The 21,596-nt window shown below is 67.2% G+C and carries 19 protein-coding genes and 1 pseudogene; 9 read left to right on the top strand and 11 right to left on the bottom strand.

Features of this window, described 5'->3' with window-relative positions; all coding sequences use genetic code 11:
- Positions 1-67: 67 nt before the first annotated feature.
- The 8 genes from KF707C_RS02195 to bioB form a co-directional block, all read right to left on the bottom strand.
- A complete protein-coding gene (locus KF707C_RS02195) occupies positions 68-1,360 on the bottom strand; it encodes a GGDEF domain-containing protein (RefSeq protein WP_003453863.1) in 1,293 nt (430 codons plus the stop codon).
- Positions 1,361-1,528: 168 nt separating this feature from the next.
- On the bottom strand, positions 1,529-3,334 hold the full coding sequence (locus KF707C_RS02190; RefSeq protein ID WP_003453860.1) for a phenylacyl-CoA dehydrogenase: 1,806 nt from the start codon (positions 3,332-3,334) through the stop codon (positions 1,529-1,531).
- Between the two features lie 294 nt (positions 3,335-3,628).
- The gene (locus KF707C_RS02185) at positions 3,629-3,874 is read right to left on the bottom strand and encodes a hypothetical protein (RefSeq protein WP_003453858.1); all 246 of its coding nucleotides are present in this window, start codon (positions 3,872-3,874) and stop codon (positions 3,629-3,631) included.
- 62 nt (positions 3,875-3,936) lie between these two features.
- On the bottom strand, positions 3,937-4,623 hold the full coding sequence (gene bioD, locus KF707C_RS02180) for a dethiobiotin synthase (RefSeq protein WP_003453855.1): 687 nt from the start codon (positions 4,621-4,623) through the stop codon (positions 3,937-3,939).
- A gap of 1 nt (position 4,624) precedes the next feature.
- Positions 4,625-5,431: a malonyl-ACP O-methyltransferase BioC gene (gene bioC, locus KF707C_RS02175; RefSeq protein ID WP_036993345.1), complete on the bottom strand. Its 807-nt coding sequence runs from the start codon at positions 5,429-5,431 to the stop codon at positions 4,625-4,627.
- Positions 5,424-6,149: an alpha/beta fold hydrolase gene (locus KF707C_RS02170; RefSeq protein WP_003453846.1), complete on the bottom strand. Its 726-nt coding sequence runs from the start codon at positions 6,147-6,149 to the stop codon at positions 5,424-5,426. Before KF707C_RS02170 ends, bioC begins: the two co-directional genes overlap by 8 nt.
- Positions 6,142-7,323: an 8-amino-7-oxononanoate synthase gene (bioF, locus tag KF707C_RS02165; protein ID WP_003453841.1), complete on the bottom strand. Its 1,182-nt coding sequence runs from the start codon at positions 7,321-7,323 to the stop codon at positions 6,142-6,144. Before bioF ends, KF707C_RS02170 begins: the two co-directional genes overlap by 8 nt.
- A 102-nt stretch (positions 7,324-7,425) precedes the next feature.
- Positions 7,426-8,484, bottom strand: coding sequence for a biotin synthase BioB (gene bioB, locus KF707C_RS02160; protein WP_003453840.1), 1,059 nt, complete (start codon positions 8,482-8,484; stop codon positions 7,426-7,428).
- A 228-nt stretch (positions 8,485-8,712) separates the two neighbouring features.
- On the opposite strand from bioB, the gene KF707C_RS02155 reads away from it, so the two are divergent.
- The 5 genes from KF707C_RS02155 to rarD all read left to right on the top strand — a co-directional run bounded on the left by KF707C_RS02155 (position 8,713) and on the right by rarD (position 12,708).
- Positions 8,713-9,006 (top strand): hypothetical protein, encoded by a 294-nt coding sequence (locus KF707C_RS02155; protein ID WP_003453839.1) that lies wholly within the window; start codon positions 8,713-8,715, stop codon positions 9,004-9,006.
- A 31-nt stretch (positions 9,007-9,037) separates the two neighbouring features.
- The gene (locus KF707C_RS02150; RefSeq protein ID WP_003453838.1) at positions 9,038-9,766 is read left to right on the top strand and encodes a ComF family protein; all 729 of its coding nucleotides are present in this window, start codon (positions 9,038-9,040) and stop codon (positions 9,764-9,766) included.
- 63 nt (positions 9,767-9,829) lie between these two features.
- Complete coding sequence (locus KF707C_RS02145; protein WP_003453836.1) at positions 9,830-10,594, top strand: TOBE domain-containing protein; 765 nt, start codon at positions 9,830-9,832, stop codon at positions 10,592-10,594.
- Positions 10,595-10,695: 101 nt separating this feature from the next.
- Complete coding sequence (locus KF707C_RS02140) at positions 10,696-11,670, top strand: serine/threonine protein kinase (protein WP_003453834.1); 975 nt, start codon at positions 10,696-10,698, stop codon at positions 11,668-11,670.
- Between the two features lie 150 nt (positions 11,671-11,820).
- Complete coding sequence (gene rarD, locus KF707C_RS02135) at positions 11,821-12,708, top strand: EamA family transporter RarD (protein ID WP_003453832.1); 888 nt, start codon at positions 11,821-11,823, stop codon at positions 12,706-12,708.
- A gap of 41 nt (positions 12,709-12,749) precedes the next feature.
- Here the strand turns inward: rarD and KF707C_RS02130 are convergent, their stop codons facing one another.
- Both KF707C_RS02130 and KF707C_RS02125 read right to left on the bottom strand, forming a co-directional pair.
- Positions 12,750-13,268 carry a glycine cleavage system protein R gene (locus KF707C_RS02130; RefSeq protein ID WP_003453831.1) on the bottom strand — a complete coding sequence of 173 codons (519 nt, stop codon included), beginning with the start codon at positions 13,266-13,268 and terminating at the stop codon, positions 12,750-12,752.
- 35 nt (positions 13,269-13,303) lie between these two features.
- Positions 13,304-13,750 (bottom strand): GNAT family N-acetyltransferase, encoded by a 447-nt coding sequence (locus KF707C_RS02125; protein WP_003453829.1) that lies wholly within the window; start codon positions 13,748-13,750, stop codon positions 13,304-13,306.
- 301 nt (positions 13,751-14,051) lie between these two features.
- On the opposite strand from KF707C_RS02125, the gene KF707C_RS02120 reads away from it, so the two are divergent.
- The gene (locus KF707C_RS02120; RefSeq protein WP_003453827.1) at positions 14,052-16,229 is read left to right on the top strand and encodes a malate synthase G; all 2,178 of its coding nucleotides are present in this window, start codon (positions 14,052-14,054) and stop codon (positions 16,227-16,229) included.
- Between the two features lie 339 nt (positions 16,230-16,568).
- Complete coding sequence (locus KF707C_RS02115) at positions 16,569-18,089, top strand: NCS1 family nucleobase:cation symporter-1 (RefSeq protein WP_003453825.1); 1,521 nt, start codon at positions 16,569-16,571, stop codon at positions 18,087-18,089.
- 145 nt (positions 18,090-18,234) lie between these two features.
- Here the strand turns inward: KF707C_RS02115 and KF707C_RS02110 are convergent.
- Positions 18,235-18,675 (bottom strand): annotated as a pseudogene (locus tag KF707C_RS02110) (response regulator); the annotation flags it as partial.
- Between the two features lie 245 nt (positions 18,676-18,920).
- Here KF707C_RS02110 and KF707C_RS02105 point away from each other — a divergent pair.
- Together KF707C_RS02105 and KF707C_RS02100 are read left to right on the top strand one after the other, a co-directional pair.
- Positions 18,921-20,855 (top strand): putative nucleotidyltransferase substrate binding domain-containing protein, encoded by a 1,935-nt coding sequence (locus tag KF707C_RS02105; protein WP_003453816.1) that lies wholly within the window; start codon positions 18,921-18,923, stop codon positions 20,853-20,855.
- Positions 20,852-21,556 (top strand): 3'-5' exonuclease, encoded by a 705-nt coding sequence (locus KF707C_RS02100; protein WP_003453815.1) that lies wholly within the window; start codon positions 20,852-20,854, stop codon positions 21,554-21,556. Before KF707C_RS02105 ends, KF707C_RS02100 begins: the two co-directional genes overlap by 4 nt.
- Positions 21,557-21,596 lie beyond the last annotated feature (40 nt).

Genomic DNA, 21,596 nt, shown 5'->3' with positions numbered 1-21,596 from the left:
CTAGGTCATGGCCGCGCGCCCCACAATGACGCTGACCCGGCTGAATGCAGCGTCATAACCGCCGGGCTCAGCCGGCGACGTCCCTGATCCGCACCGCGCCCCTGCGATTCTCCCCGTGACGGAAAACCCGGTTGCGGCCGGCGCTCTTGGCGCTGTAGAGGGCCTGGTCGGCGGCCTTGATCACCTCGTCCGGCGTGCGCTGCAGGGCGTCGCGTTCGGCGGCGCCGATGCTGATGGTCACCGACACGGCCTGGCCGGCGGAGGCGCCACGGCGGGCCCGGCCGGCATCGTCGTTCCTGGGGCGGTTGTCCGGGTCGCGCAGGCGTATCTGGTAGGCCTCGATGGCCTGGCGCACAGCCTCCAGGTGGGGCAGGCACTCTTCCATGGTCTTGCCGGAGAAGAGGATGGTGAACTCCTCGCCACCATAGCGGTAGGCCTTGCCTCCGCCCCCGACCTTGCGCAGCCGGCTGGCCACCAGGCGCAGGACCTGGTCGCCGACATCGTGGCCGTACGTATCGTTGAACTTCTTGAAGTGGTCCACATCGGTCATGGCCAGCACATAGTTGCGGCCGAGGCGGCGCAGTCGCTCGTTGAGGGCGCGTCGACCGGGCAGGCCGGTGAGTTCGTCGCGGAAGGCCATCTGGTAGGCCTCGTGGGCCACGGACGCGGTGAGGGCGAGCATCACCATGCTGCTCATGACATGCAGCGCATGGGGCAGGATGAAGACCTTCGGCAGCATCCAGGCCAGGCCGCACAGCCCGAGGAGCTGCGCCCCATGCTGGGGGCGCGGATGGCGCAGGTAAGTCACCAGCAGGGCGACCAGCGCCAGCAGGAAGGCCAGGTACGCCAGCTGGACCAGGTTCATCCAGTCACCGTGCAGCAGGGGCCAGTAGACGGAGCCGACGGCGCCCAGCATGCCGTCGGGGAAGCGGCTCCCCAGGGCCAGGACCACGCCGAGCACCGCCACCAGCACGGCGCACCGCGCGACCAGGTCCCGGGCCAGGTGGGTTCGCTCTTCCCAGCAGCCGTGGAGGCCATACAGCAGGGGCAGCAGCAGGCTGCTGAGGTGGAACACCAGGCCGGCATCCTCCCGCACGACACCCTGTACCTGGAAGTGGTCCACCTGGGTGTCCAGCAGGTAGTAGGCCAGGTAGACCACCAGCAGCAACGCCACCTGGCGGACCCGTCCGTAGACGGAACAGAAGGCGCCCCCCAGCAGCAGGAGCAGGGTGGGCAGCACGTTGAACAGGGAGGTGAAGAACTCGTTCAGCACCGACAGCGAGCCGACGACCGCGCCACTGGCCACCAGCAGCGCCGGGGGCAGGAAATGGCTGGGGCGATAGGACGCTCGGGGCCGCAAGGGTCTGTTCCTGGAAGTGGAAAAGTGGGGAAATACCGAGATGGCGACATGATGGCACAGCCTCTCATCGCAATCACCGGGGCGCGCTGCCAACTTCCGCACGATCCGATGTGCTGCGCCAAACGAAAAAGCCCGCCGAGATGGCGGGCTCTTCCTTCAGCGGGGACCTCAGTAACCCAGGGCGAAGTCTTCTTCGGCCAGGTCCATCAGGTTGCCGGCACCGGACAGCATGGTTTCCACATGGGTGCGGGTACGCGGCAGGATGCGCTTGAAGTAGAAACGCGCGGTCTGCAGCTTGGCCTTGTAGAAGGCCGCATCGCCTTCGCCAGCGGCCAGTTTCTCGGCGGCCAGGCGCGCCATGTCGGCCCAGAAGTAGGCCAGGCAGGCGTAGCCGGAGTACATCAGGTAGTCCACCGAAGCGGCACCGACTTCCTCGCGGTCCTTCATGGCGGCCATGCCGACCTTCATGGTGATCTCGCCCCACTCCTTGTTCAGCTTGGCCAGCGGCTCGACGAGTTCCTTCACGGATTCGTTGGCCTCGTTGGCCTGGCAGAACTTGTGGACGATCTTGGTGAAGCCCTTCAGCGCCTCGCCCTGGGTCATCAGGACCTTGCGGCCCAGCAGGTCGAGGGCCTGAACGCCGGTGGTGCCCTCGTACATCATGGAGATGCGGCAGTCACGCAGGTTCTGCTCCATGCCCCACTCGCTGATGAAGCCGTGGCCACCGTAGATCTGCATGCCGTGGGAGGCGGCTTCGAAGCCGACTTCGGTCATGAAGGCCTTGGCGATGGGGGTCAGGAAGGCCAGCAGGGAGTCGGCGGCTTTCTTCTCCTCCTCGTCCTGGCTGTACTTGACGATGTCCACCTGCTTGGCGGTGAAGTACACCATGGCGCGGTTGCCTTCGGCGAAGGCCTTCATGGTCAGCAGCATGCGACGCACGTCCGGGTGGACGATGATCGGGTCAGCGGCCTTTTCCGGCGCCTTCGGGCCGGTCAGGGAACGCATCTGCAGACGCTCGCGGGCGTACTTGATGCCACCCTGGAAACCGATCTCGGCGTGGGCCAGGCCTTGCAGCGCGGTACCCAGACGGGCGGTGTTCATGAAGGTGAACATGCAGTTCAGGCCCTTGTTCGGCGCGCCGATCAGGAAGCCGGTGGCGCCGTCGAAGTTCATCACGCAGGTGGCGTTGCCGTGGATGCCCATCTTGTGCTCGATGGAACCGCAGGACACGGCGTTGCGCTCACCGATGCCGCCTTCGGCGGTCGGCATGAACTTCGGCACGATGAACAGGGAGATGCCCTTGGTGCCGGCGGGGGCGTCGGGCAGGCGGGCCAGCACGATGTGGACGATGTTGTCGGCCATGTCGTGTTCGCCAGCGGAAATGAAGATCTTGGTGCCGGACACCTTGTAGGTACCGTCGGCCTGGGGCTCGGCCTTGGTGCGCAGCATGCCCAGGTCGGTGCCGCAGTGCGGCTCGGTCAGGCACATGGTGCCGGTCCACTCACCGGAGACCAGCTTGGTCAGGTAGGTGTGCTTCTGCTCGTCGGTGCCGTGCTGCTCGATGGTGTTCATCGCGCCGTGGGACAGGCCGGGGTACATGCCCCAGGCCCAGTTGGCCTCGCCGACCATTTCGCTGATGGCCAGGCCCAGGGACTCCGGCAGGCCCTGGCCGCCGTGGTCGACGCTGTGGGCCAGGCTCGGCCAGCCGCCTTCGACGAACTGCTTGTAGGCTTCCTTGAAGCCGGTGGGGGTCTTCACGCCCTCGGCGGACCAGGTGCAGCCCTCGGTGTCACCCACGCGGTTCAGCGGTGCGATCACCTGCTCGCAGAACTTGGCGCCTTCCTCGAGGATGGCGTCGACCATGTCCGGGGTGGCGTCCTGGCAGCCAGGCAGGCTCTGATAGTGCGCTTCGTAGCCCAGCAGTTCGTCACGTACGAAACGGATATCACGCAAGGGGGCCTTGTAATCAGGCATAGCGGTAAACCTCTGCGGTAGGTTCCTGGTTAAGCGGACCGGAGCGTCGGTCGCTTGCGGCATCTGGATGGGTGATTGCCGAGGGCAATCAAACAGGCGTTTGAAACATACGTTTACGCCAATACCCTGTCAAGCGCGTTGTCCGACCGGTCGGTCACGTCCCTGGCGAGCGGAAATGCACCCTGCCTTTAAACAGTAAAGATCAAGAACGAGCGCTGGCATCCGCGCGCAAAAGGGGGAGCCGGAATGCAGAAGGGCCTGCAATGCAGGCCCCTCGGGGAGTCGGGAGAGCGATCAGGCGAAGGTGTCGATCAGGCTGCCGATCATCTGGTCGGTGGCCTTGGCCACCATGCTGCCGGCTTCGGCCTGGACCTTGCCGGCCTCCAGTGCGAGCAGGACGCTGGTGAGGTCGGCGGGCGGCTGCGCCTCCGCACCGGCGACAGTGTTACCGGCTATTTCACTGGCGGCCTTCTCGATGATGCGCTGGCCGGACTGGATGGCGCCGAGACCGGCGCTGAAGCCGCTTCCCTGGATTTCCATGGTGGATACCGAAGCTGAAGGGTGATGCGGAGCATTGAAGCAGCGGAAGTGGCCCTGTGCAATCACTCCCCGACGAGGGCGGCGAGATCGAGATGGTCGGCCACCGCCTCCGGCGTCGCCTCGGCCAGTCGCGGCACGCGGCCCAGACAGGGCGCCGGCAGGCGTTCGGCCAGGGTCGCGAGGTTCTCTTCCAGGCGCGATGTGGCGGGGTCCACCACATTCGCCACCCAGCCGGCGAGCACCAGGCCATCCCGCAGGATGGCTTCCACGGTGAGCAGGGCATGGTTGATGCAGCCCAGGCGAACCCCCACCACCAGAACGACCGGCAGGCCGAGGGCGATCGGCAGGTCCGACAGGGTTTCCGCTCCGGCCAGCGGCACGCGCCAGCCACCGGCCCCTTCCACCAGGGTGAAATCCGCCCCCTTGGCCAGCACCTGGCGCACCGGCGCGGCCAGCGCAGCCACGCTGAGGTCCACACCCGCCTCACGCGCCGCCAGGTGCGGTGCGATGGCCGGGGCGAACGCCAGGGGATTCACCTCCTCGTAGCGGAACGGCAACGAGCACTCCTCGAGCAAGGCCAGGGCATCGCTGTTGCGCAGGCCATCCGGGGTCTGGTCGCAGCCGGACGCCACCGGCTTGGCCGCCGCCGTGGAGAGCCCCTGCCGACGCGCGGCCCGGAGCAGGCCCGCAGCGATGGTGGTCTTGCCGATCTCGGTGTCGGTGCCGGTGACGAAATAGGCCCGGGCCATCTCAGACTTCCTTCTTCAGTACGCCGTAGACCACCTGGTAGGTGGCCGGCAGGCCCTGGGGCTGACGGAAACGCTCGTAGGCCTCCACCAGGGCGAGTATCCGTGCCCGGCCGGTCAGGCCGCCCGGGCGTCCCGGATTGAGGTTGTGGGCCCCCAGGGCCTTGAGTTCATGGGTCAGGGTGCGCAGATCGGGGTAGTACAGCACCTCAGGCCGGGTGGCCAGTTCCAGGGTCGCGAGTCCGCTGTCGGCGCACAGGCGCTGGTAATCCTCCAGGCGGCGGAAGCGATTGACGTGGACGAAGCCATCCACCGCCTGCCAGCTGTCGCGGAGTTCCTGCAGGGTGCCGACGCAGAGGCTGCTGAAGGCGAACACGCCGCCCGGTTTCAGCACCCGGCGAGCTTCGGCGAGCACCGCGGCGAAGTCGGCGCACCACTGCACCGCCAGGCTGGAGAAGATCAGCGAACGGGCGTCGCACACCAGGGGCAGGCGCTCGGCGTCACCCGCGACGAAGCGGCTGGCCCCTCCCAGGGGGCGGGCGTGGCGCAGCATGCCTTCGGCGATGTCCAGGGCCAGCCCGTCGCTGTCGGGGAAACGCTCAGCCAGGGCACGGGAGAAATAGCCGGTGCCGGAGCCCAGGTCGAGCCAGTCCTCCGGTGCGAAGTCGCCCGGCAGGTGGCGCAGCAGCGCGTTGCCCACCGCCCGTTGCAGGGCCGCGACGCTGTCGTAGCTGTCCGCTGCGCGGGAAAAGGACGCCGCCACCTGGCGCTTGTCCGGCAACGAGCCGGTATCCGACACCACCTCAGACATCCTCGCCCTCGCGCATGAAATCAAGGATGACGTCGGCCACGGCCTCGGGGCACTCCAGGGGCAGGCCATGACTGGCCTCGGGGAACAGGCTCGTCTCAAGGTCGGGCAGCCACTCCAGCAGGGCCTCCGCAGTGCCGGCGGGCACCAGCGCATCGCGGCCGGCGAACAGGTAGAGCTGCGGGCCGGCGAAGCCTTCAACCGCCGCGCGGATATCCAGCACATCCAGCAGTCGCAGCCCGGCATCCAGCACACGTGGCTCGGTGGCCAACTGGGTGACCTGCAGCTGCCGCGCCAGGGTGCGGGCATCCCGCGCGCCCTGGGCGACCAGCAGGCTGAAGCGTTTGAGGGTCAAGGCGGGATCCAGCCGGCAGGCTTCATGGAACGCCGTGAAGACCTCCTGGCTCATGGCCTGGGGCCAATCGTCCCGCTGCCGGAAACTCAGGTTGCTGCAGAGCCCGATCAGCCCCCGGCAGGCATCGCCACGACGGGCCGCCAACTGGGCCGCCAGCATGCCGCCCAGGGACCAGCCGGCCAGCCAGCTGTCCCGGGGCAGCCGCGCGTCCAGCTCGTCCAGCCAGGCACCGGACTGCTCCAGCGCCGGCAGGGGTTCGATCTCCACCATCAGGTGCGGCGCACGCTCCAGCAGGGCGTCGCGCAGGGGCTCCAGGGCACCGGGGCCGATGGCCCAGCCCGGCAGCAGGATGAGGCGCTCACGCATCGGGGACTTCCTCCTTGGCCAGGGTCGCCCAGCCGTCGGCCAGGGCATTCAGCAAGGATTCAAGCTGCTCTTCGCTATGGGCGGCGGACAAGGTGACGCGCAGTCGTGCGCTGCCGGCCGGCACGGTGGGCGGACGAATGGCGCCGACCAGCAGGCCGCGCTCGCGCAACAGCGCCGAAAGCTTCAAAGCGCGGGCGCTGTCTCCCACCAGGATCGGCTGGATCGGCGTGGGGCTGTCCATCAGGGTCAGGCCGATCTCGGCGGCGCCCTGGCGGAATCGCTGGATCAGCTTCTCCAGGTGTTCCCGGCGCCAGCGCTCGCGCTGCAGCAGTTCCAGACTCTTCAGGGTGGCGCAGGCCACGGCCGGCGGCTGGCTAGTGGTGTAGATGTAGGGACGGGCGAACTGGATCAGGGTCTCGATCAGCTCCTCGCTGCCGGCGACGAAGGCACCGGCGGTGCCGAAGCCCTTGCCCAGGGTGCCCACCAGAACCGGCACATCCTCCAGGCCCAGGCCGAAATGCTCGACGATTCCGCCACCGTTGGTCCCCAGGGGCCCGAAGCCGTGGGCGTCATCCACCATCACCCAGGCACCCCGGGCGCGAGCGGCGGCGCAGAGGGCGGGCAGGTCGGCGAGGTCGCCGTCCATGCTGAAGACGCCGTCGGTGACCACCAGGGTATCGCCCTCGGCCCTCTCCAGGCGGCTGGCGAGGCTGTCGGCATCGTTGTGCAGGTAGCGGGAAAAACGCGCGCCGGAGAGCAGGCCGGCGTCCAGCAGGGAGGCATGGTTGAGCCGGTCTTCCAGGACCGTGTCGCCCTTGCCCACCAGGGCGGTCACGGCGCCCAGGTTGGCCATGTAGCCGGTGGAGAACAGCAAGGCACGGGGACGCCCGGTGAATTCGGCCAGGGCCAGTTCCAGGTCGTGGTGCGGGCCGCTGTGGCCGATTACCAGGTGCGAGGCACCGCCCCCCGCGCCCCAGCGTTCGACGCCCCGGATGAAGGCGGCCTTCACCTCGGGGTGATTGGCCAGGCCCAGGTAGTCATTGGAGCAGAAGGCCAGCATGGGCCGGCCGTCCACCCTGACCTCGGGTCCTTGGGGGCTTTCCAGCAGCGGTCGCTGGCGATAGAGGTTCTCCTCCTGGCGAGCGGCCAGGCGGGAGGCGAGATCGAAGGGCATGGGCGGACCGGTCTTTCGTAGGAGCCAGGGTGCTGGCGAACCTGCAGGAGCCGCCGACGCTTCGCGAGCGCGCTCGCTCCTGCAGGGGGCGTTGACGTGGCGTCAGGCGGACGCGGCGTCGTAGAACAGCTGCGAATCCCGCTGCTCTACCAGGGCCTGCTCGATGGCGGCCTGGTGCACCTCGTCGGCGTGCTCCTCGCGCTCTTCCGGCTTGATGCCGAGCCGGGCGAACAGCTGCATGTCCTTTTCCGCCTGCGGGTTGGCGGTGGTCAGCAGCTTCTCGCCGTAGAAGATGGAGTTGGCGCCCGCCATGAAGGCCAGGGCCTGCATCTGCTCGTTCATCTGCTCGCGGCCGGCGGACAGGCGCACATGGGATTTCGGCATCATGATGCGGGCGACGGCCAGGGTGCGGATGAAGTCGAAAGGATCGACGTCCTTCTCCTCGGCCAGCGGCGTGCCCTTGACCTTCACCAGCATGTTGATCGGCACCGACTCCGGGTGCTCCGGCAGGTTGGCCAGCTGGATCAGCAGGCCGGCGCGGTCGTCCACCGACTCGCCCATGCCGAGGATGCCGCCCGAGCAGATCTTCATCCCCGCCTCACGCACGTAGGCCAGGGTCTGCAGGCGCTCGGAGTAGGTCCGGGTGGTGATGATGTTGCCGTAGAACTCCGGCGAGGTATCCAGGTTGTGGTTGTAGTAGTCCAGGCCCGCCTCGGCGAGCGCCTGGGTCTGCTCCTGGTCCAGTCGACCGAGGGTCATGCAGGTCTCAAGGCCAAGCTTCTTCACACCCTTCACCATCTCCAGCACATAGGGCATGTCCTTGGCGGACGGGTGTTTCCAGGCGGCGCCCATGCAGAAGCGGGTGGAACCGATGGCCTTGGCCTCGGCGGCCGCCTCCAGCACCTTCTGCACCTCCATGAGCTTTTCCTTGTCCAGGCCGGTGTTGTAATGGCCGGACTGCGGGCAGTACTTGCAATCCTCCGGGCAGGCGCCGGTCTTGATCGACAGCAGGGTGGAAACCTGGACCCGGTTCGGGTCGAAATGGGCGCGGTGGACGGTCTGGGCCTGGAACAGCAGGTCGTTGAACGGCTGTTCGAACAGCGCCTTCACTTCAGCGAGGGACCAGTCGTGGCGGGTTGCGATGGAAGCGGTTGCGCTCATGGAGGTTTCCTTTGACGCTTGCGGGGCGCCTTTTGTTGGGGACACCCGGGGAAATACACCGGGGAATCAGGCTTAGGGCATCATATGTGGGGCTGAGACGCTGTCAACCTGGAAATCGACACAGGTCGACATCTGGTTAATTTATACACAAAAACACCCAACTGAACCTGATTCAAGGCCAAGGCTCAAAGCACAGAGCCCCGCCACCAGAAGGAGTACACCAACGCCATGGGCACCGAAGGAGTTTTCGAGTGGCTCGGCCGCATGATCGGCACCGCCATCCGTTTCGTCGTCGACCTGCTGTCCGGACTGCTCGGCGGCATCAGCCAGGCCATCGACGACTTTCTGAACGGACTGGCACGGGCCATCGGCATGGATGTCTCGATCTTCAGCCTGATTCTCCTGATCATCGGCCTGCTGCTGCTTTACAGCGGCATCCGCGCGTTCCTGCGCAAATCCATCATTGGCGGACTGGTGCTGACCTTTTTCGGCCTGGTGGTGATGAGTTGGCTGATCACCTGAAGGCCGCGCACCGCGTCCCACGGAGGGGACCATGCACACCCTGCTCGCCAGGCTCCGGCCGGCCTGGCTTCGTCACACCCCCGACTGCCTGCTCTGCGGCGCGCCGGGCTCCGAACTGCCCATCTGCACCGGCTGCGAGGCCGACCTGCCCTGGCTCACCGGCCAGTGCAGCCTCTGCGCCCTCCCCTTGCCCAGCCTCGGGCTGCCCTGCGGCGCCTGCCTGAAGCGGCCACCGTCCTTCGATCGGGTCGTGGCGCCCTGGCGCTACGACTTCCCGGTGGACAGCCTGATCACCCGATTCAAGCACCAGGGCCGCTGGCCCCTGGGCCGCCTGCTGGGCGAACTGCTGGCCCGGCACCTTGCCCATGGGTTCGACGACGGCCTGCCCCGCCCCGATGCCCTGTTGCCGGTGCCCCTGGCCGCGCCACGCCTGCGCCAGCGCGGTTTCAACCAGGCCGGGATGCTGGCGGGCTGGCTGGCGCGGGAACTGGATATCCCCGTGGAACCGGATGGCCTGAAGCGCCACCGCGACGGCCCGCCCCAGCAGGGCCTGGACGCCGTCACCCGGCGCCGAAACCTGAGGGATGCCTTCAGCCTGGATACCCGCGCCCGGGTCCACGGCCGCCACCTGGCCCTGGTGGACGACGTGCTGACGACCGGCACCACGGCCCAGGTCCTCGCCCGCCTGTTGAAAGGTGCCGGCGCGACGCGGGTGGACATCTACTGCCTGGCCCGCACGCCCCGGCCCGGCGATGGCTGAACGCTTGACGGGACGACCGCCCGATAGCAGCCTGCGGGCCACAGCCCCAGCCGACATTCGCCCATGAGCCTGACCAGCGCCCTCACCCAGCAACTCTCCCGTCGCCCGCAACGCCTGGCGCTGCTGGAGCAGATCGCCGTGCAAGGCTCCATCACCCGCGCCGCCAAGGCCGCCGGCCTGAGCTACAAGGCCGCCTGGGACGCCATCGACGAGCTGAACAACCTGGCCGAGCGTCCGCTGGTGGAGCGCACCGTGGGCGGCAAGGGTGGTGGCGGGGCCCGACTGTCGGCCGAAGGGGAGAGGATCCTGGCCCTCTACAAGCGTCTGGAAAGCCTCCAGGCGCGCCTGCTGGAATGCGCTGAAAGCGAGCATGACCTGGAGCTGCTGGGGCGCCTGATGCTGCGCACCAGCGCCCGCAACCAGCTGAGCGGCCGCGTGCTGGACATCGTCGCCCAGGGCCGCAACGACCTGGTGAACGTGGAACTCAGCGGCGGCGGCCGGATTCAGGCGCAGATCACCCACGACAGCACCGAGAAGCTGGAACTGGTGCCGGGCCAGGCGGTGGTGGCCCTGATCAAGGCCGGCTGGCTGCGCCTGCAGTCGATCAGCGCAACGCCGGACGAGCAGGTCAACCAGTTGCAGGGCCGCGTCGAGGAAATCCTCGAGGCCGAGGACGGTCCTTGCGAGGTGCGCATCGGCCTGCCCAGCGGCCAGACCCTCTGCGCCCTGGTCGAGGGGGAGCGCCTGGCCCGGCTCGACCTGAAGGTCGGCGAGCCGGTCCGCGCCCAGTTCGCCCCCGGCCAGGTCCTGCTGGGCACCGCGCTCTGACTATCACTCGGCGATTCCGCAAGGCGGCGAAGGCCGGTCATTCCGGCGCGCGCCGAATCGCTGCCGGGGATAGACTGGCCGCCTGACTGCCGGAGCACTTCATGTCCCACCCATTCGATGACCTCACTCCCGACCTCGTGCTGGATGCCGTGGAAAGCCTCGGCTACCTCAGCGACGCCCGCATCCTGGCGCTGAACAGCTACGAGAACCGCGTCTACCAGGTGGGCATCGAGGACAGCGAGCCGCTGATCGCCAAGTTCTACCGCCCCCAGCGCTGGAGCGACGCGGCCATCCGCGAGGAACACGCGTTCAGCGCCGAGCTGGCGGACTGCGAAGTGCCGGTGGTGGCGCCGCTGGTGCGCGGGGGCGAAAGCCTCTTCGAGCACGCCGGCTTCCGCTTCGCGCTCTTCCCCCGTCGCGGTGGCCGCGCCCCGGAACCGGGCAACCTCGACCAGTTGTATCGCCTCGGCCAACTGCTGGGTCGCCTGCACGCCGTGGGCGCCACCCGTCCCTTCCAGCACCGCGAGACGCTGGCGGTGGACAACTTCGGCCACCAGTCGCTCGCCACCCTGCTGGACGGCGGTTTCATTCCCCGCAGCCTGCTGCCGGCCTACGAGTCCGTGGCCCGGGACCTGCTGAAGCGCCTGGACCGCCTCTTCGCCGAGGTGCGCTACCAGCCCATCCGCCTCCATGGCGATTGCCACCCCGGCAACCTGCTGTGCCGTGACGAGGTGTTCCATGTGGTGGACCTGGACGACTGCCGCATGGGGCCCGCCGTGCAGGACCTGTGGATGATGCTGGCCGGCGAGCGCCAGGAGCGGCTGGGCCAGCTCTCGGAAATGATGGATGGCTACCAGGAGTTCCACGACTTCGACCCCCGCGAGCTGCCCCTGATCGAGGGGCTGCGGGCCCTGCGCCTGATGCACCACAGCGCCTGGATCGCCCGTCGCTGGGACGACCCGGCCTTCCCCATGCACTTCTCCTGGTTCGGCAGCGAGCGCTACTGGGGCGATCAGATCCTGACCCTGAGGGAGCAGTTGGCCGCCCTGGACGAAGCGCCGCTGCAGCTGTTCTGAGCGCGGTGAAACCCAGGACGACAGGCGTAACGCAGGCTTTACGCCTTTCGCATCCTCGGGCCTGCGGAAAAAACCTGAGCGCACAGACAAGCCCCGACAGCGCCCACTAGAATGTCGTCCACTCGTTAGCTGCCTAAGCAAGGACATTCCATGGCCACCGCCGACCCGCGCCGCGGGTACATCCTGGGGCTTTCCGCCTACATCATCTGGGGCCTGTTCCCGCTCTACTTCAAGGCCATCCAGAGCGTCCCCGCACTGGAGATCATCGTCCATCGCGCGCTCTGGTCCGCCCTCTTCGGCGCGGCGCTGCTGCTGGTGTGGAAACACCCGGGCTGGTTCCGCGAGCTGCGGGAAAACCCCAGGCGCTTCGGCGTGCTCGCCGCCAGCGGCCTGCTCATCGCCGGCAATTGGCTGGTCTATGTCTGGGCGGTGAACAACGGGCGGATGCTGGAAGCCAGCCTGGGCTACTACATCAACCCACTGGTCAACGTGCTGCTGGGGATGCTGATCCTCGGAGAACGCCTGCGACGCCTGCAGTGGGTGGCCGTGCTACTGGCGACCATCGGCGTGGCCCAGCAGATCTGGCAGGTGGGTGCGCTGCCCTGGGTCTCCCTGACCCTGGCGCTGACCTTCGGCTTCTACGGCCTGATCCGCAAACAGGCGCCGGTCGCGGCGCTGCCCGGCCTGGTGGTGGAAACCTGGCTGCTGCTGCCGCTCGCCATCGGCTGGCTGCTGCTGCATCCGGCCGCCGCCTCCACCCAGGCGGGATTCTGGTCGAGCCCGGAGGCCCTGTGGCTCGCCGCCGCCGGCCCCATCACCCTGGTGCCGCTGGTGTGTTTCAACGCCGCCGCGCGCCACCTGCCCTACACCACCCTGGGTTTCCTCCAGTACCTGGCGCCGACCCTGGTGATGCTGCAGGCCATCTTCCTCTTCGGCGAGCACTTCGACCCGAGCAAGCTGCTGGCCTTCTCCTTCATCTGGGCGGGTCTTGCGGTCTACAGCGTGGATATCTGGCTCCACCTGCGCCGCGCCGCCTGATCCGGCAAAACGGGACGGGGCCGCCAGGGCCCCGTGCCTGATCACTTCTCCTGGTGCAGATCCAGCTCCACCATCAGGTCGTCGGCAAGGGTTTCCAACTTGGCCTGCAAGGTGTCGAGCGACAAGGTCAGCGGTACCGCCAGCACCGCGTCGGCATGGAACAGAGGCTCACTGCTCATCGGCGCCGGCTTCACCTCGGTGACCAGGCTTTCCAGGTTCACGCCCAGCTCCGCCAGCAGGCGGGTGATATCGCGGACGATGCCCGGCCGGTCGTTGCCCACCAGCTCCAGGCGAATCGGCTTCCAGGTGCAGGCCGGATCGATCCCGCTCTGGGCCAGCATCACCCGGATACCCTGGGCGCTGAGCCCTTGCAGGCCTTCCACCAGTTCGTCATAGCCCTCGGCCGGCACCGCCACCCGCAGGATCCCGGCGAACTGCCCGGCCATGCGTGACATGCGGCTCTCCAGCCAGTTGCCGCCATGGGCGGCGATGCATTGCGCGATACGCTCCACCAGCCCGGGCTGGTCCGCCGCGATGACCGTCAATACCAGATGATCCACGCTCGACTCCTTCTATGGGTTGTCCACCCCGCCCTTCAGGCGAGGCTCAGCCAGTAGGTATGGAAAAGCTCGTCCCGCTTGTAGCCCAGCCGTTCGTAAAGCGCCTGGCCGGCCAGGTTGGTCTTCGCGGTTTCCAACTGGATGCCGCAGGCCCCGGTGCGTTCGGCAAGGGCACGTGCGGCGTTCATCAGCTCCTCGCCCACGCCCTGGCGCCGGGCGGCAGGCACCACATAAAGATCGCTCAACAACCAGGCCGGTGCCAGCGCCAGTGACGAGATAAAGGGATACAGCTGGGTGAAGCCCCGGGCCCTGCCCTCGGCGTCACGGGCGATGAACAGCCTGGAGTCACCGCGATCCAGCCGATCCTGGAGGAAACCCCGGATTTCCTGCAGCGGCCGTGGCACCTCGTAGAAATCGAGATAGCCGGCGAAGAGCCGGGTCAGGTCATCAAGGTCCTGGAGCGTGGCGGCATGGACAGGCATGGTGGGCTCCTGCTGGATACTCGGGTAGGAGAACGGGCTCGTGGCCACCCGAAAGCTTATGCGACGGCCTGTCGCAGTTCATTCGAAAAACAAATCGTGTACATTTTTCAGATTTAACTGGAACAAAGCGCCAGTTTTTTGAGAACATTCTGTCTGCCGTCGTGACCGTAAACCAGCTTTTAGTCGCATATCGACGCGACCCCACTGATTTTCACGACGGCTTCATGTAGTATGCCGCGCTTCGGACTACAAGAAGGGAAAGCCCCGGTCCGAGCGGATATTGAGCAGAGTGAGGCAAGCAATGACTGAGCGCGTTCAAGTCGGTGGCCTTCAGGTCGCCAGAGTCCTGTTCGACTTCGTGAACAACGAAGCCATCCCCGGAACCGGCATTGCGGCCGAGACGTTCTGGGCCGGTGTGGAAGCCGTCATCAACGACCTGGCTCCGAAGAACAAAGCCCTGCTCGCCAAACGCGACGAACTGCAGGCCAAGATCGATGCCTGGCACCAGGCCCGCGCCGGCCAGGCCCATGACGCCGTAGCCTACAAGGCCTTCCTCCAGGAAATCGGCTACCTGCTGCCGGAACCGGCCGACTTCCAGGCCACCACCCAGAACGTCGACGAAGAAATCGCCACCATGGCCGGCCCGCAGCTGGTGGTGCCGGTGATGAACGCGCGCTTCGCCCTGAACGCCGCCAACGCCCGCTGGGGCTCGCTGTACGACGCCCTGTATGGCACCGACGCCATCAGCGAGGAAGGCGGCGCCGAGAAGGGCAAGGGCTACAACAAGGTCCGCGGCGACAAGGTCATCGCCTTCGCCCGCGCCTTCCTTGACGAGGCCGCGCCCCTGGAAGGCGCCTCCCACGTCGACGCCACCGCCTACGCCGTGAAGAACGGCCAACTCGCCGTGACCCTGAAGAATGGCAGCGAGGCCGGCCTGAAGAACGCCGCCCAGTTCATCGCCTTCCAGGGCGACGCCGCCAAGCCCCAGGCCGTGCTGCTGAAGCACAACGGCCTGCACTTCGAGATCCAGATCGACCCCACCAGCCCCATCGGCCAGACCGACGCCGCCGGCGTGAAGGACGTGCTGATGGAGTCCGCCCTGACCACCATCATGGACTGCGAAGACTCCGTGGCCGCCGTGGACGCCGACGACAAGGTCGTGGTCTACCGCAACTGGCTGGGCCTGATGAAGGGCGACCTGTCGGAAGAAGTGAGCAAGGGTGGCCAGACCTTCACCCGCACCATGAACCCCGACCGCGTCTACACCAGGGCCGACGGTTCCGAACTGACCCTGCACGGCCGCAGCCTGCTGTTCGTGCGCAACGTCGGCCACCTGATGACCAACCCGGCCATCCTCGACGCCGCCGGCAACGAAGTGCCGGAAGGCATTCAGGACGCCCTGTTCACCGGCCTGATCGCCCTGCACAACCTCAAGGGCAACACCAGCCGCAAGAACACCCGTACCGGCTCCATGTACGTCGTCAAGCCGAAGATGCACGGCCCGGAGGAAGTCGCCTTCGCCACCGAGATCTTCAGCCGCGTCGAAGACGTCCTCGGCATGCCGCGCAATACCATGAAGGTCGGCATCATGGACGAGGAACGCCGCACCACCGTCAACCTCAAGGCCTGCATCAAGGCCGCCGCCGAGCGCGTGGTGTTCATCAACACCGGCTTCCTCGACCGCACCGGTGACGAGATCCACACCTCCATGGAAGCCGGCGCCATGGTGCGCAAGGGCGCCATGAAGAGCGAGAAGTGGATCGGCGCCTACGAGAACAACAACGTCGACGTCGGCCTGGCCACCGGCCTCCAGGGCAAGGCGCAGATCGGCAAGGGCATGTGGGCCATGCCCGACCTGATGGCCGCCATGCTGGAACAGAAGATCGGCCACCCCATGGCCGGCGCCAACACCGCCTGGGTCCCCTCGCCCACCGCCGCCACCCTGCACGCGCTGCACTACCACAAGGTGGACGTGTTCGCCCGCCAGGCCGAGCTGGCCAAGCGCACCCCGGCATCCGTGGACGACATCCTGACCCTTCCGCTGGCGCCCAGCACCGACTGGAGCGCCGAGGAAATCCAGAACGAACTGGACAACAACGCCCAGGGCATCCTCGGCTACGTGGTCCGCTGGATCGACCAGGGTGTCGGTTGCTCCAAGGTACCGGACATCAACGACGTGGGCCTGATGGAAGACCGCGCCACCCTGCGCATCTCCAGCCAGCTGCTGGCCAACTGGCTGCGCCACGGCGTGGTCACCCGCGAGCAGATCGTCGAGAGCCTGGAGCGCATGGCCGCCGTAGTGGACCGCCAGAACGCCAGCGACCCGCTGTACCGCCCGATGGCGCCGAACTTCGCCGACAACGTGGCCTTCCAGGCCGCGCTGGAACTGGTGATCGAAGGCACCCGGCAGCCCAACGGCTACACGGAGCCGGTCCTGCATCGCCGTCGGCGCGAGTTCAAGGCCAAGAACGGCCTCTGATTCCCGCCCACTGAAAACCGCCCCTCGGGGCGGTTTTTCTTTGCCTGGGAAAAGTGACGCCTGGGAAGCGGGTAACGCCTGCATACATAAATTGTGTACAAACACCCCAACCGGCAGACTTCTGGCCGCCACCCAACCTGACTTTCAAGTCAATGAAATACAAGGGGAAATCTACTAAAAGCACTGAATCCCCCGTGGATAGCGGGTCCAGAGCGCACCAACTCAGTGCATCAAGACCATCCATCCCTTCAGCGGAGGACACCGCAGTCACTGGCATGGAAATCGCCTGCATACAAAAAACACAAAAACAGTGCACAGATGACTGCGGAGACCCTAGCCATGGCGCTCACCCCGATCACCGGCGTTACCCCACTCGATCCCCCCACCGATGCGGCGACCAACGTCGCACCGGCCAGCCTCAGTCCTCGCCTCTACAGCACCGACCTGGCCCCGACGCGCCAGGCCGGCCGGCGCTGGGGCCGCTACAGCCTGTTCGCCCTGTGGACCAACGATGTCCACAACATCGCCAACTACTCCTTCGCCATCGGGCTCTTCGCCCTGGGCATGAGCGGCGCGCAGATCCTCTCGGCCCTGGCCCTCGGCGCCCTGCTCATCTACGGCCTGATGAACCTGTCCGGCTACATGGGGCAGAAGACCGGCCTGCCTTTCCCGGTGATGTGCCGAATCGCCTTCGGCATCCACGGTGCGCAATTGCCCGCCCTGGTGCGCGCGGTGATCGCCATCGCCTGGTTCGGTATCCAGACCTACCTGGCCTCGGTGGTGCTGCGGGTCCTGCTGACCGCCGTGTTCCCGGGGCTGGCCGCCTACGACCAGGACTCGCTGCTGGGACTCTCCAGCCTGGGCTGGATCACCTTCCTCGCCATCTGGTGCGTACAACTGCTGATCTTCGCCTATGGCATGGAGATGGTGCGGCGCTACGAGTCCTTCGCCGGACCGGTGATCCTGGTTACCGTCGCCGCGCTCGCCGCCTGGATGTACTGGCGGGCGGGGCTCGACATCGCCTGGTCCACCGGCAGCCAGGCCAGCGCCTCGGAGATGTGGCTCAAGGTCTTCAGCGGCGCCGCGCTGTGGGTCAGCCTCTACGGCACCATGATCCTCAACTTCTGCGACTTCGCGAGGAACTGCCCGGACAAGCGGACCATCAGCCAGGGCAACTTCTGGGGCCTGCCGGTGAACATGCTGCTGTTCGGACTCATCGCGGTGGTCCTCGCCGGCGCCCAGTTCAGTATCGATGGCCGCCTGATCCAGAGCCCCACCGACATCGTCGCCGCGCTTCCCGAAACCGGCTTCCTGGTCCTCGGCTGCCTGGCCTTCCTGATCGTCACCGTGGCGGTGAACATCATGGCCAACTTCGTCGCCCCGGCCTACGTGCTGACCAACCTGGCGCCCCGGACGCTCAACTTCCGCAGCGCCGGCCTGCTCAGCGCCACCATCGCCGTGGTGATCCTGCCCTGGCACCTGTACAACAGCCCCGGCGTGATCCTCTACTTCCTCGGCGGCCTCGGCGCCCTGCTCGGCCCGCTGTACGGCATCATCATCGTCGACTACTACCTGGTGCGCCGTGCCCGGCTGAACCTGCCGGAGCTCTACTCGGAAAGCCGGGAAGCCGCCTACCACTATCGCGGCGGCGTGAACCTCCGGGCCCTGGCCGCCTTCATCCCGGCGGCGGCGATCGCCGCCCTGCTCGCCCTGCTGCCGGCCTTCGAGAGCCTGTCGCCGTTCTCCTGGTTCTTCGGCGCCGGACTGGCCGGGCTGATCCACTTCGCCCTGGCCGACCGCCAGGCGAACTACCTTGAGGTCTCCGGCGAGACCATCGCCGTGGACAGCACAGGGCACTGAAGCCTTGGGACGCGGACAGCGCGCCCCATGAAAAAACCGCCGGTGGCGGCGGTTTTTTTCAGGCGCTTTTCAGCGTGACGACTTTCGCTTTGGCTTTCGGCTTTTCTGGCCTGGGCCGCACCCTGGCGGGCGGCGCCTTGGGCGCGGGGGGCGTGCCCAGTTCGTTACGCGCCAGGTTGACGAGCCGGCTGGTGTCCACGGGCTTCAGCAGGAAGTCCACCACCCTCATGTGCATCGCCTCGATGGCGTCCTGCACGTCGGCGTCACCCGAAATGATGATGACCGGCAGGCTGGGTTGCGCGGACTGGCGCACCTGGCGAACCAGTTCCAGGCCGCTGCCGCATTGCATATGGAGTTCGGTGATCAGCAGGCCGATGGTGGGACGTGTGACCAGCAGGGCAAGGGCCTGTTCGCCGCTTTCGGCCGTGATGCAGGGAATGCCCTGGGCGACCAGTTCATCGGCCAGCGCATCGCGCGCGACTTCATCGTCGTCCACCAGCAGAACGCTGGGCGGCGCGGAAGGTACGCGCATGATCTCTTCGAGCGCGCGCAACTCGTCTTCGCTGAGCAAATCACCGTAGCTCATGGGGTCGTCCTCACAAGGGGCCTCCCTGGCAGGCCCAACTCCCCGTGTTGATAAGCTTTAGCACGGGGTCCGATGCTCGGATACGCAGAATCGTGGCAAGTTCCTACACGGCTGCAGGCTTCCGCCGAACGGTCGTGGGAAGTGACCGAATATCGGATTTCGCCCCTTAGACTTACGTCCAATTTTGGGCGCGTGCCGTCGCGCGCAGCATGATCCTCCTCCAACAAGAACCAGCAGGCAGGTCCATGAACAAGGCAGACGCCTTCGCCCAGGCCGGCAAGCAGGCGGTGATGCAGAACGTCCACGGCACCATGGGGTTCCTGCAGAAATATCCGCCCTTCAACCAGATGGAAAGCGCCCACCTCGCCTTCCTCGTCGAGCACTGCCTGCTGCGCTTCTATGCGGCGGGCGAGTCCATCATCAAGCCCCAGGACGGCCCGGTAGAGCACTTCTACATCGTCAAGCAGGGCCGGGTGGTGGGCGAGCGTCCCCACTCCGCCCGGCGCGGCACCGAAACCACCTTCGAGATCGCCAGCGGCGAGTGCTTTCCCCTGGCGGCCCTGCTGGGAGAGCGGGCCACCCGCACCGAACACCTGGCCGGCGAGGACAGCTTCTGCCTGCTGCTGGGCAAGGCCGCCTTCGTCAAGCTGTTCGCCCTCTCCAACCCCTTCCGCGACTTCGCCCTACGCGGCGTCAGCAGCCTGCTGGACCAGGTCAACCAGCAGGTGCAGCTGCGGGCGGTGGAAACCCTGGGCGCCCAGTACTCCCTGGACAGCCGCCTGGAAGAGCTGGCGGTACGCCAGCCCATCGCCTGCCCGCCGCACCTGCCCCTGCGCGACGCCGTGCGGCTGATGCATGAACAGCAGGTGGGCAGCATCGTCATCGTCGATCCCGGCCACCGGCCCCTGGGCATCTTCACCCTCCGGGACCTGCGCCGGGTGATCGCCGACGCCAGTGCCGACCTGGCCCAGCCCATCGCCGACCTGATGACCCAGGCGCCCTTCCACCTGCCCCCCGGCGCCAGCGCCTTCGACGCCGCCCTGGCCATGACCGAACGGCATATCGCCCACGTCTGCGTGGTAGAAGGCGAACGCCTGGTGGGCGTGGTGTCCGAGCGCGACCTGTTCTCCCTGCAGCGCGTGGACCTGGTGCATCTCGCCCGCACCATCCGCCATGCCGGCCGGGTGGAAACCCTCGCGGCCCTGCGGAGCGAGATCCAGCGCCTGGTGGACAACATGCTGGCCCATGGCGCCAGCTCCACCCAGATCACCCGCATCATCACCCTGCTCAACGACCACACGGTCTGCCGGGTGATCGAACTGACCCTGGAAGCACTGGGCGACCCGGGCGTGCCCTTCACCTGGCTCTGCTTCGGCAGCGAGGGCCGCTGCGAACAGACCCTGCACACCGACCAGGACAACGGCATCCTCTTCGAGGCCCGCGACGCCGTGGAAGCCGCCGCCCTGCGCGGCCGCCTGCTGCCGCTGGCCGAGCGCATCAACCAGGGCCTGGCGCAGTGCGGCTTCGAACTCTGCAAGGGCGGCATCATGGCCGGCAATCCCGAGCTCTGCCTGTCCCGCGCGGAGTGGAGCCGGCGCTTTGCCGGGTTCGTCCGCGAAGCCTCGCCGGAAAACCTGCTGGGCTCCTCCATCTACTTCGACCTGCGAGCCGTCTGGGGCCCCGTCGAAGGGTGCGAGGCGCTGCAGCGCGAACTCCTGGCCCTGGTGGCGGACAACAGCCTGTTCCAGCGCATGATGGCCGAGAACGCCCTGCGCCAGCGCCCGCCGGTGGGACGTTTCCGCGACTTCGTGGTGGCCCGCAAGGGCGCCGAGAAGGACACCCTGGACCTCAAGGTGCAGGGCCTGACCCCCTTCGTCGACGGCGCCCGGCTGCTGGCGCTCGCCCACGGCATCAGCGCCTGCAATACCCTGGAGCGGCTGCGCCAGCTGATGGAGCAGGGCGTGGTGGATGTCCAGGACGGTGCCGCCTATGAAGAGGCCTACCACTTCATCCAGCTGATCCGCATGCAGCAGCACCAGCACCAGGCGCGTCAGGGCCTGCCCTACTCCAACCGCCTGGACCCCGACACCCTCAACCACCTGGACCGGCGCATCCTGCGGGAATCCTTCCGCCAGGCCCAGCGCCTGCAATCCAGCCTGGCGCTACGCTACCAGCTATGAACACCTTTCCCTGGTTCACCCGCCGCAAGTCCCTGCCGCCTGACCTCGCCGCCCGGCGGGACAGGCTGCCCGCACCACAGGCGCTGGATGCGCGCCCCCTGCGGGAACAGCGCTTCGTGGTGCTGGACCTGGAGACCAGCGGCCTGAACATGAGCCGCGACCTGGTCCTGTCCATCGGCGCGGTGACCCTCGAAGACGGCGCCATCGACCTGGGCAACCAGTTCGAATGCACCCTGCAGCGGGACACCGGCAAGCTCAGCGCCAGCGTGCTGATCCACGGTATCGCCCCCAGCGAACTGGCGGCCGGCGTGGAGCCCGCAGAAGCGCTGATGAGCTTCATGGAGTTCCTCGGCGACAGCCCGTTGCTGGCCTTCCACGCGACCTTCGACCAGCGCATGCTCGGCCGCGCACTGAAGCAGGACCTGGACCACCGTCTGCGCCATGTCTTCCTCGATGTGGCCGAGCTGGCCCCCATGCTCTGCCCGGAAGCGGGCATCCGCAACGGCGGCCTGGATGACTGGGTCGAGCACTTCGGCCTGCAGGTGCAACAGCGGCACAACGCCGCCGCCGATGCCCTGGTGACCGCCGAGATCGCCCTGATCCTCTTCAGCCGCGCCCGCCGCCAGGGACTGCACACCCCGGCCGACCTGGCCTCGGCCCTGGCCCGCTGGCAACGCCGACAGCACGCACCGGCCCTCTGACGCGCAACGCACGCGAGCCCTCGGCCATCGGGGCAGGTCA

Source organism: Pseudomonas furukawaii (assembly GCF_002355475.1).
GTDB lineage: Bacteria > Pseudomonadota > Gammaproteobacteria > Pseudomonadales > Pseudomonadaceae > Metapseudomonas > Metapseudomonas furukawaii.
The sequence above is the reverse complement of the archived record's forward strand: the minus strand, read 5'-3'. Positions and strand labels throughout refer to the sequence as shown.

Excerpts from the sequence above, each read along its gene's own strand:
- KF707C_RS02190 (WP_003453860.1), bottom strand. The coding sequence starts at position 3,334 with ATGCCTGATTACAAGGCCCCCTTGCGTGATATCCGTTTCGTACGTGAC.
- KF707C_RS02185 (WP_003453858.1), bottom strand. The coding sequence starts at position 3,874 with ATGGAAATCCAGGGAAGCGGCTTCAGCGCCGGTCTCGGCGCCATCCAG.
- bioD (WP_003453855.1), bottom strand. The coding sequence starts at position 4,623 with ATGGCCCGGGCCTATTTCGTCACCGGCACCGACACCGAGATCGGCAAG.
- bioC (WP_036993345.1), bottom strand. The coding sequence starts at position 5,431 with ATGTCTGAGGTGGTGTCGGATACCGGCTCGTTGCCGGACAAGCGCCAG.
- KF707C_RS02170 (WP_003453846.1), bottom strand. The coding sequence starts at position 6,149 with ATGCGTGAGCGCCTCATCCTGCTGCCGGGCTGGGCCATCGGCCCCGGT.
- bioF (WP_003453841.1), bottom strand. The coding sequence starts at position 7,323 with ATGCCCTTCGATCTCGCCTCCCGCCTGGCCGCTCGCCAGGAGGAGAAC.
- bioB (WP_003453840.1), bottom strand. The coding sequence starts at position 8,484 with ATGAGCGCAACCGCTTCCATCGCAACCCGCCACGACTGGTCCCTCGCT.
- KF707C_RS02155 (WP_003453839.1), top strand. The coding sequence starts at position 8,713 with ATGGGCACCGAAGGAGTTTTCGAGTGGCTCGGCCGCATGATCGGCACC.
- KF707C_RS02150 (WP_003453838.1), top strand. The coding sequence starts at position 9,038 with ATGCACACCCTGCTCGCCAGGCTCCGGCCGGCCTGGCTTCGTCACACC.
- KF707C_RS02145 (WP_003453836.1), top strand. The coding sequence starts at position 9,830 with ATGAGCCTGACCAGCGCCCTCACCCAGCAACTCTCCCGTCGCCCGCAA.
- KF707C_RS02140 (WP_003453834.1), top strand. The coding sequence starts at position 10,696 with ATGTCCCACCCATTCGATGACCTCACTCCCGACCTCGTGCTGGATGCC.
- rarD (WP_003453832.1), top strand. The coding sequence starts at position 11,821 with ATGGCCACCGCCGACCCGCGCCGCGGGTACATCCTGGGGCTTTCCGCC.
- KF707C_RS02125 (WP_003453829.1), bottom strand. The coding sequence starts at position 13,750 with ATGCCTGTCCATGCCGCCACGCTCCAGGACCTTGATGACCTGACCCGG.
- KF707C_RS02120 (WP_003453827.1), top strand. The coding sequence starts at position 14,052 with ATGACTGAGCGCGTTCAAGTCGGTGGCCTTCAGGTCGCCAGAGTCCTG.
- KF707C_RS02115 (WP_003453825.1), top strand. The coding sequence starts at position 16,569 with ATGGCGCTCACCCCGATCACCGGCGTTACCCCACTCGATCCCCCCACC.
- KF707C_RS02105 (WP_003453816.1), top strand. The coding sequence starts at position 18,921 with ATGAACAAGGCAGACGCCTTCGCCCAGGCCGGCAAGCAGGCGGTGATG.
- KF707C_RS02100 (WP_003453815.1), top strand. The coding sequence starts at position 20,852 with ATGAACACCTTTCCCTGGTTCACCCGCCGCAAGTCCCTGCCGCCTGAC.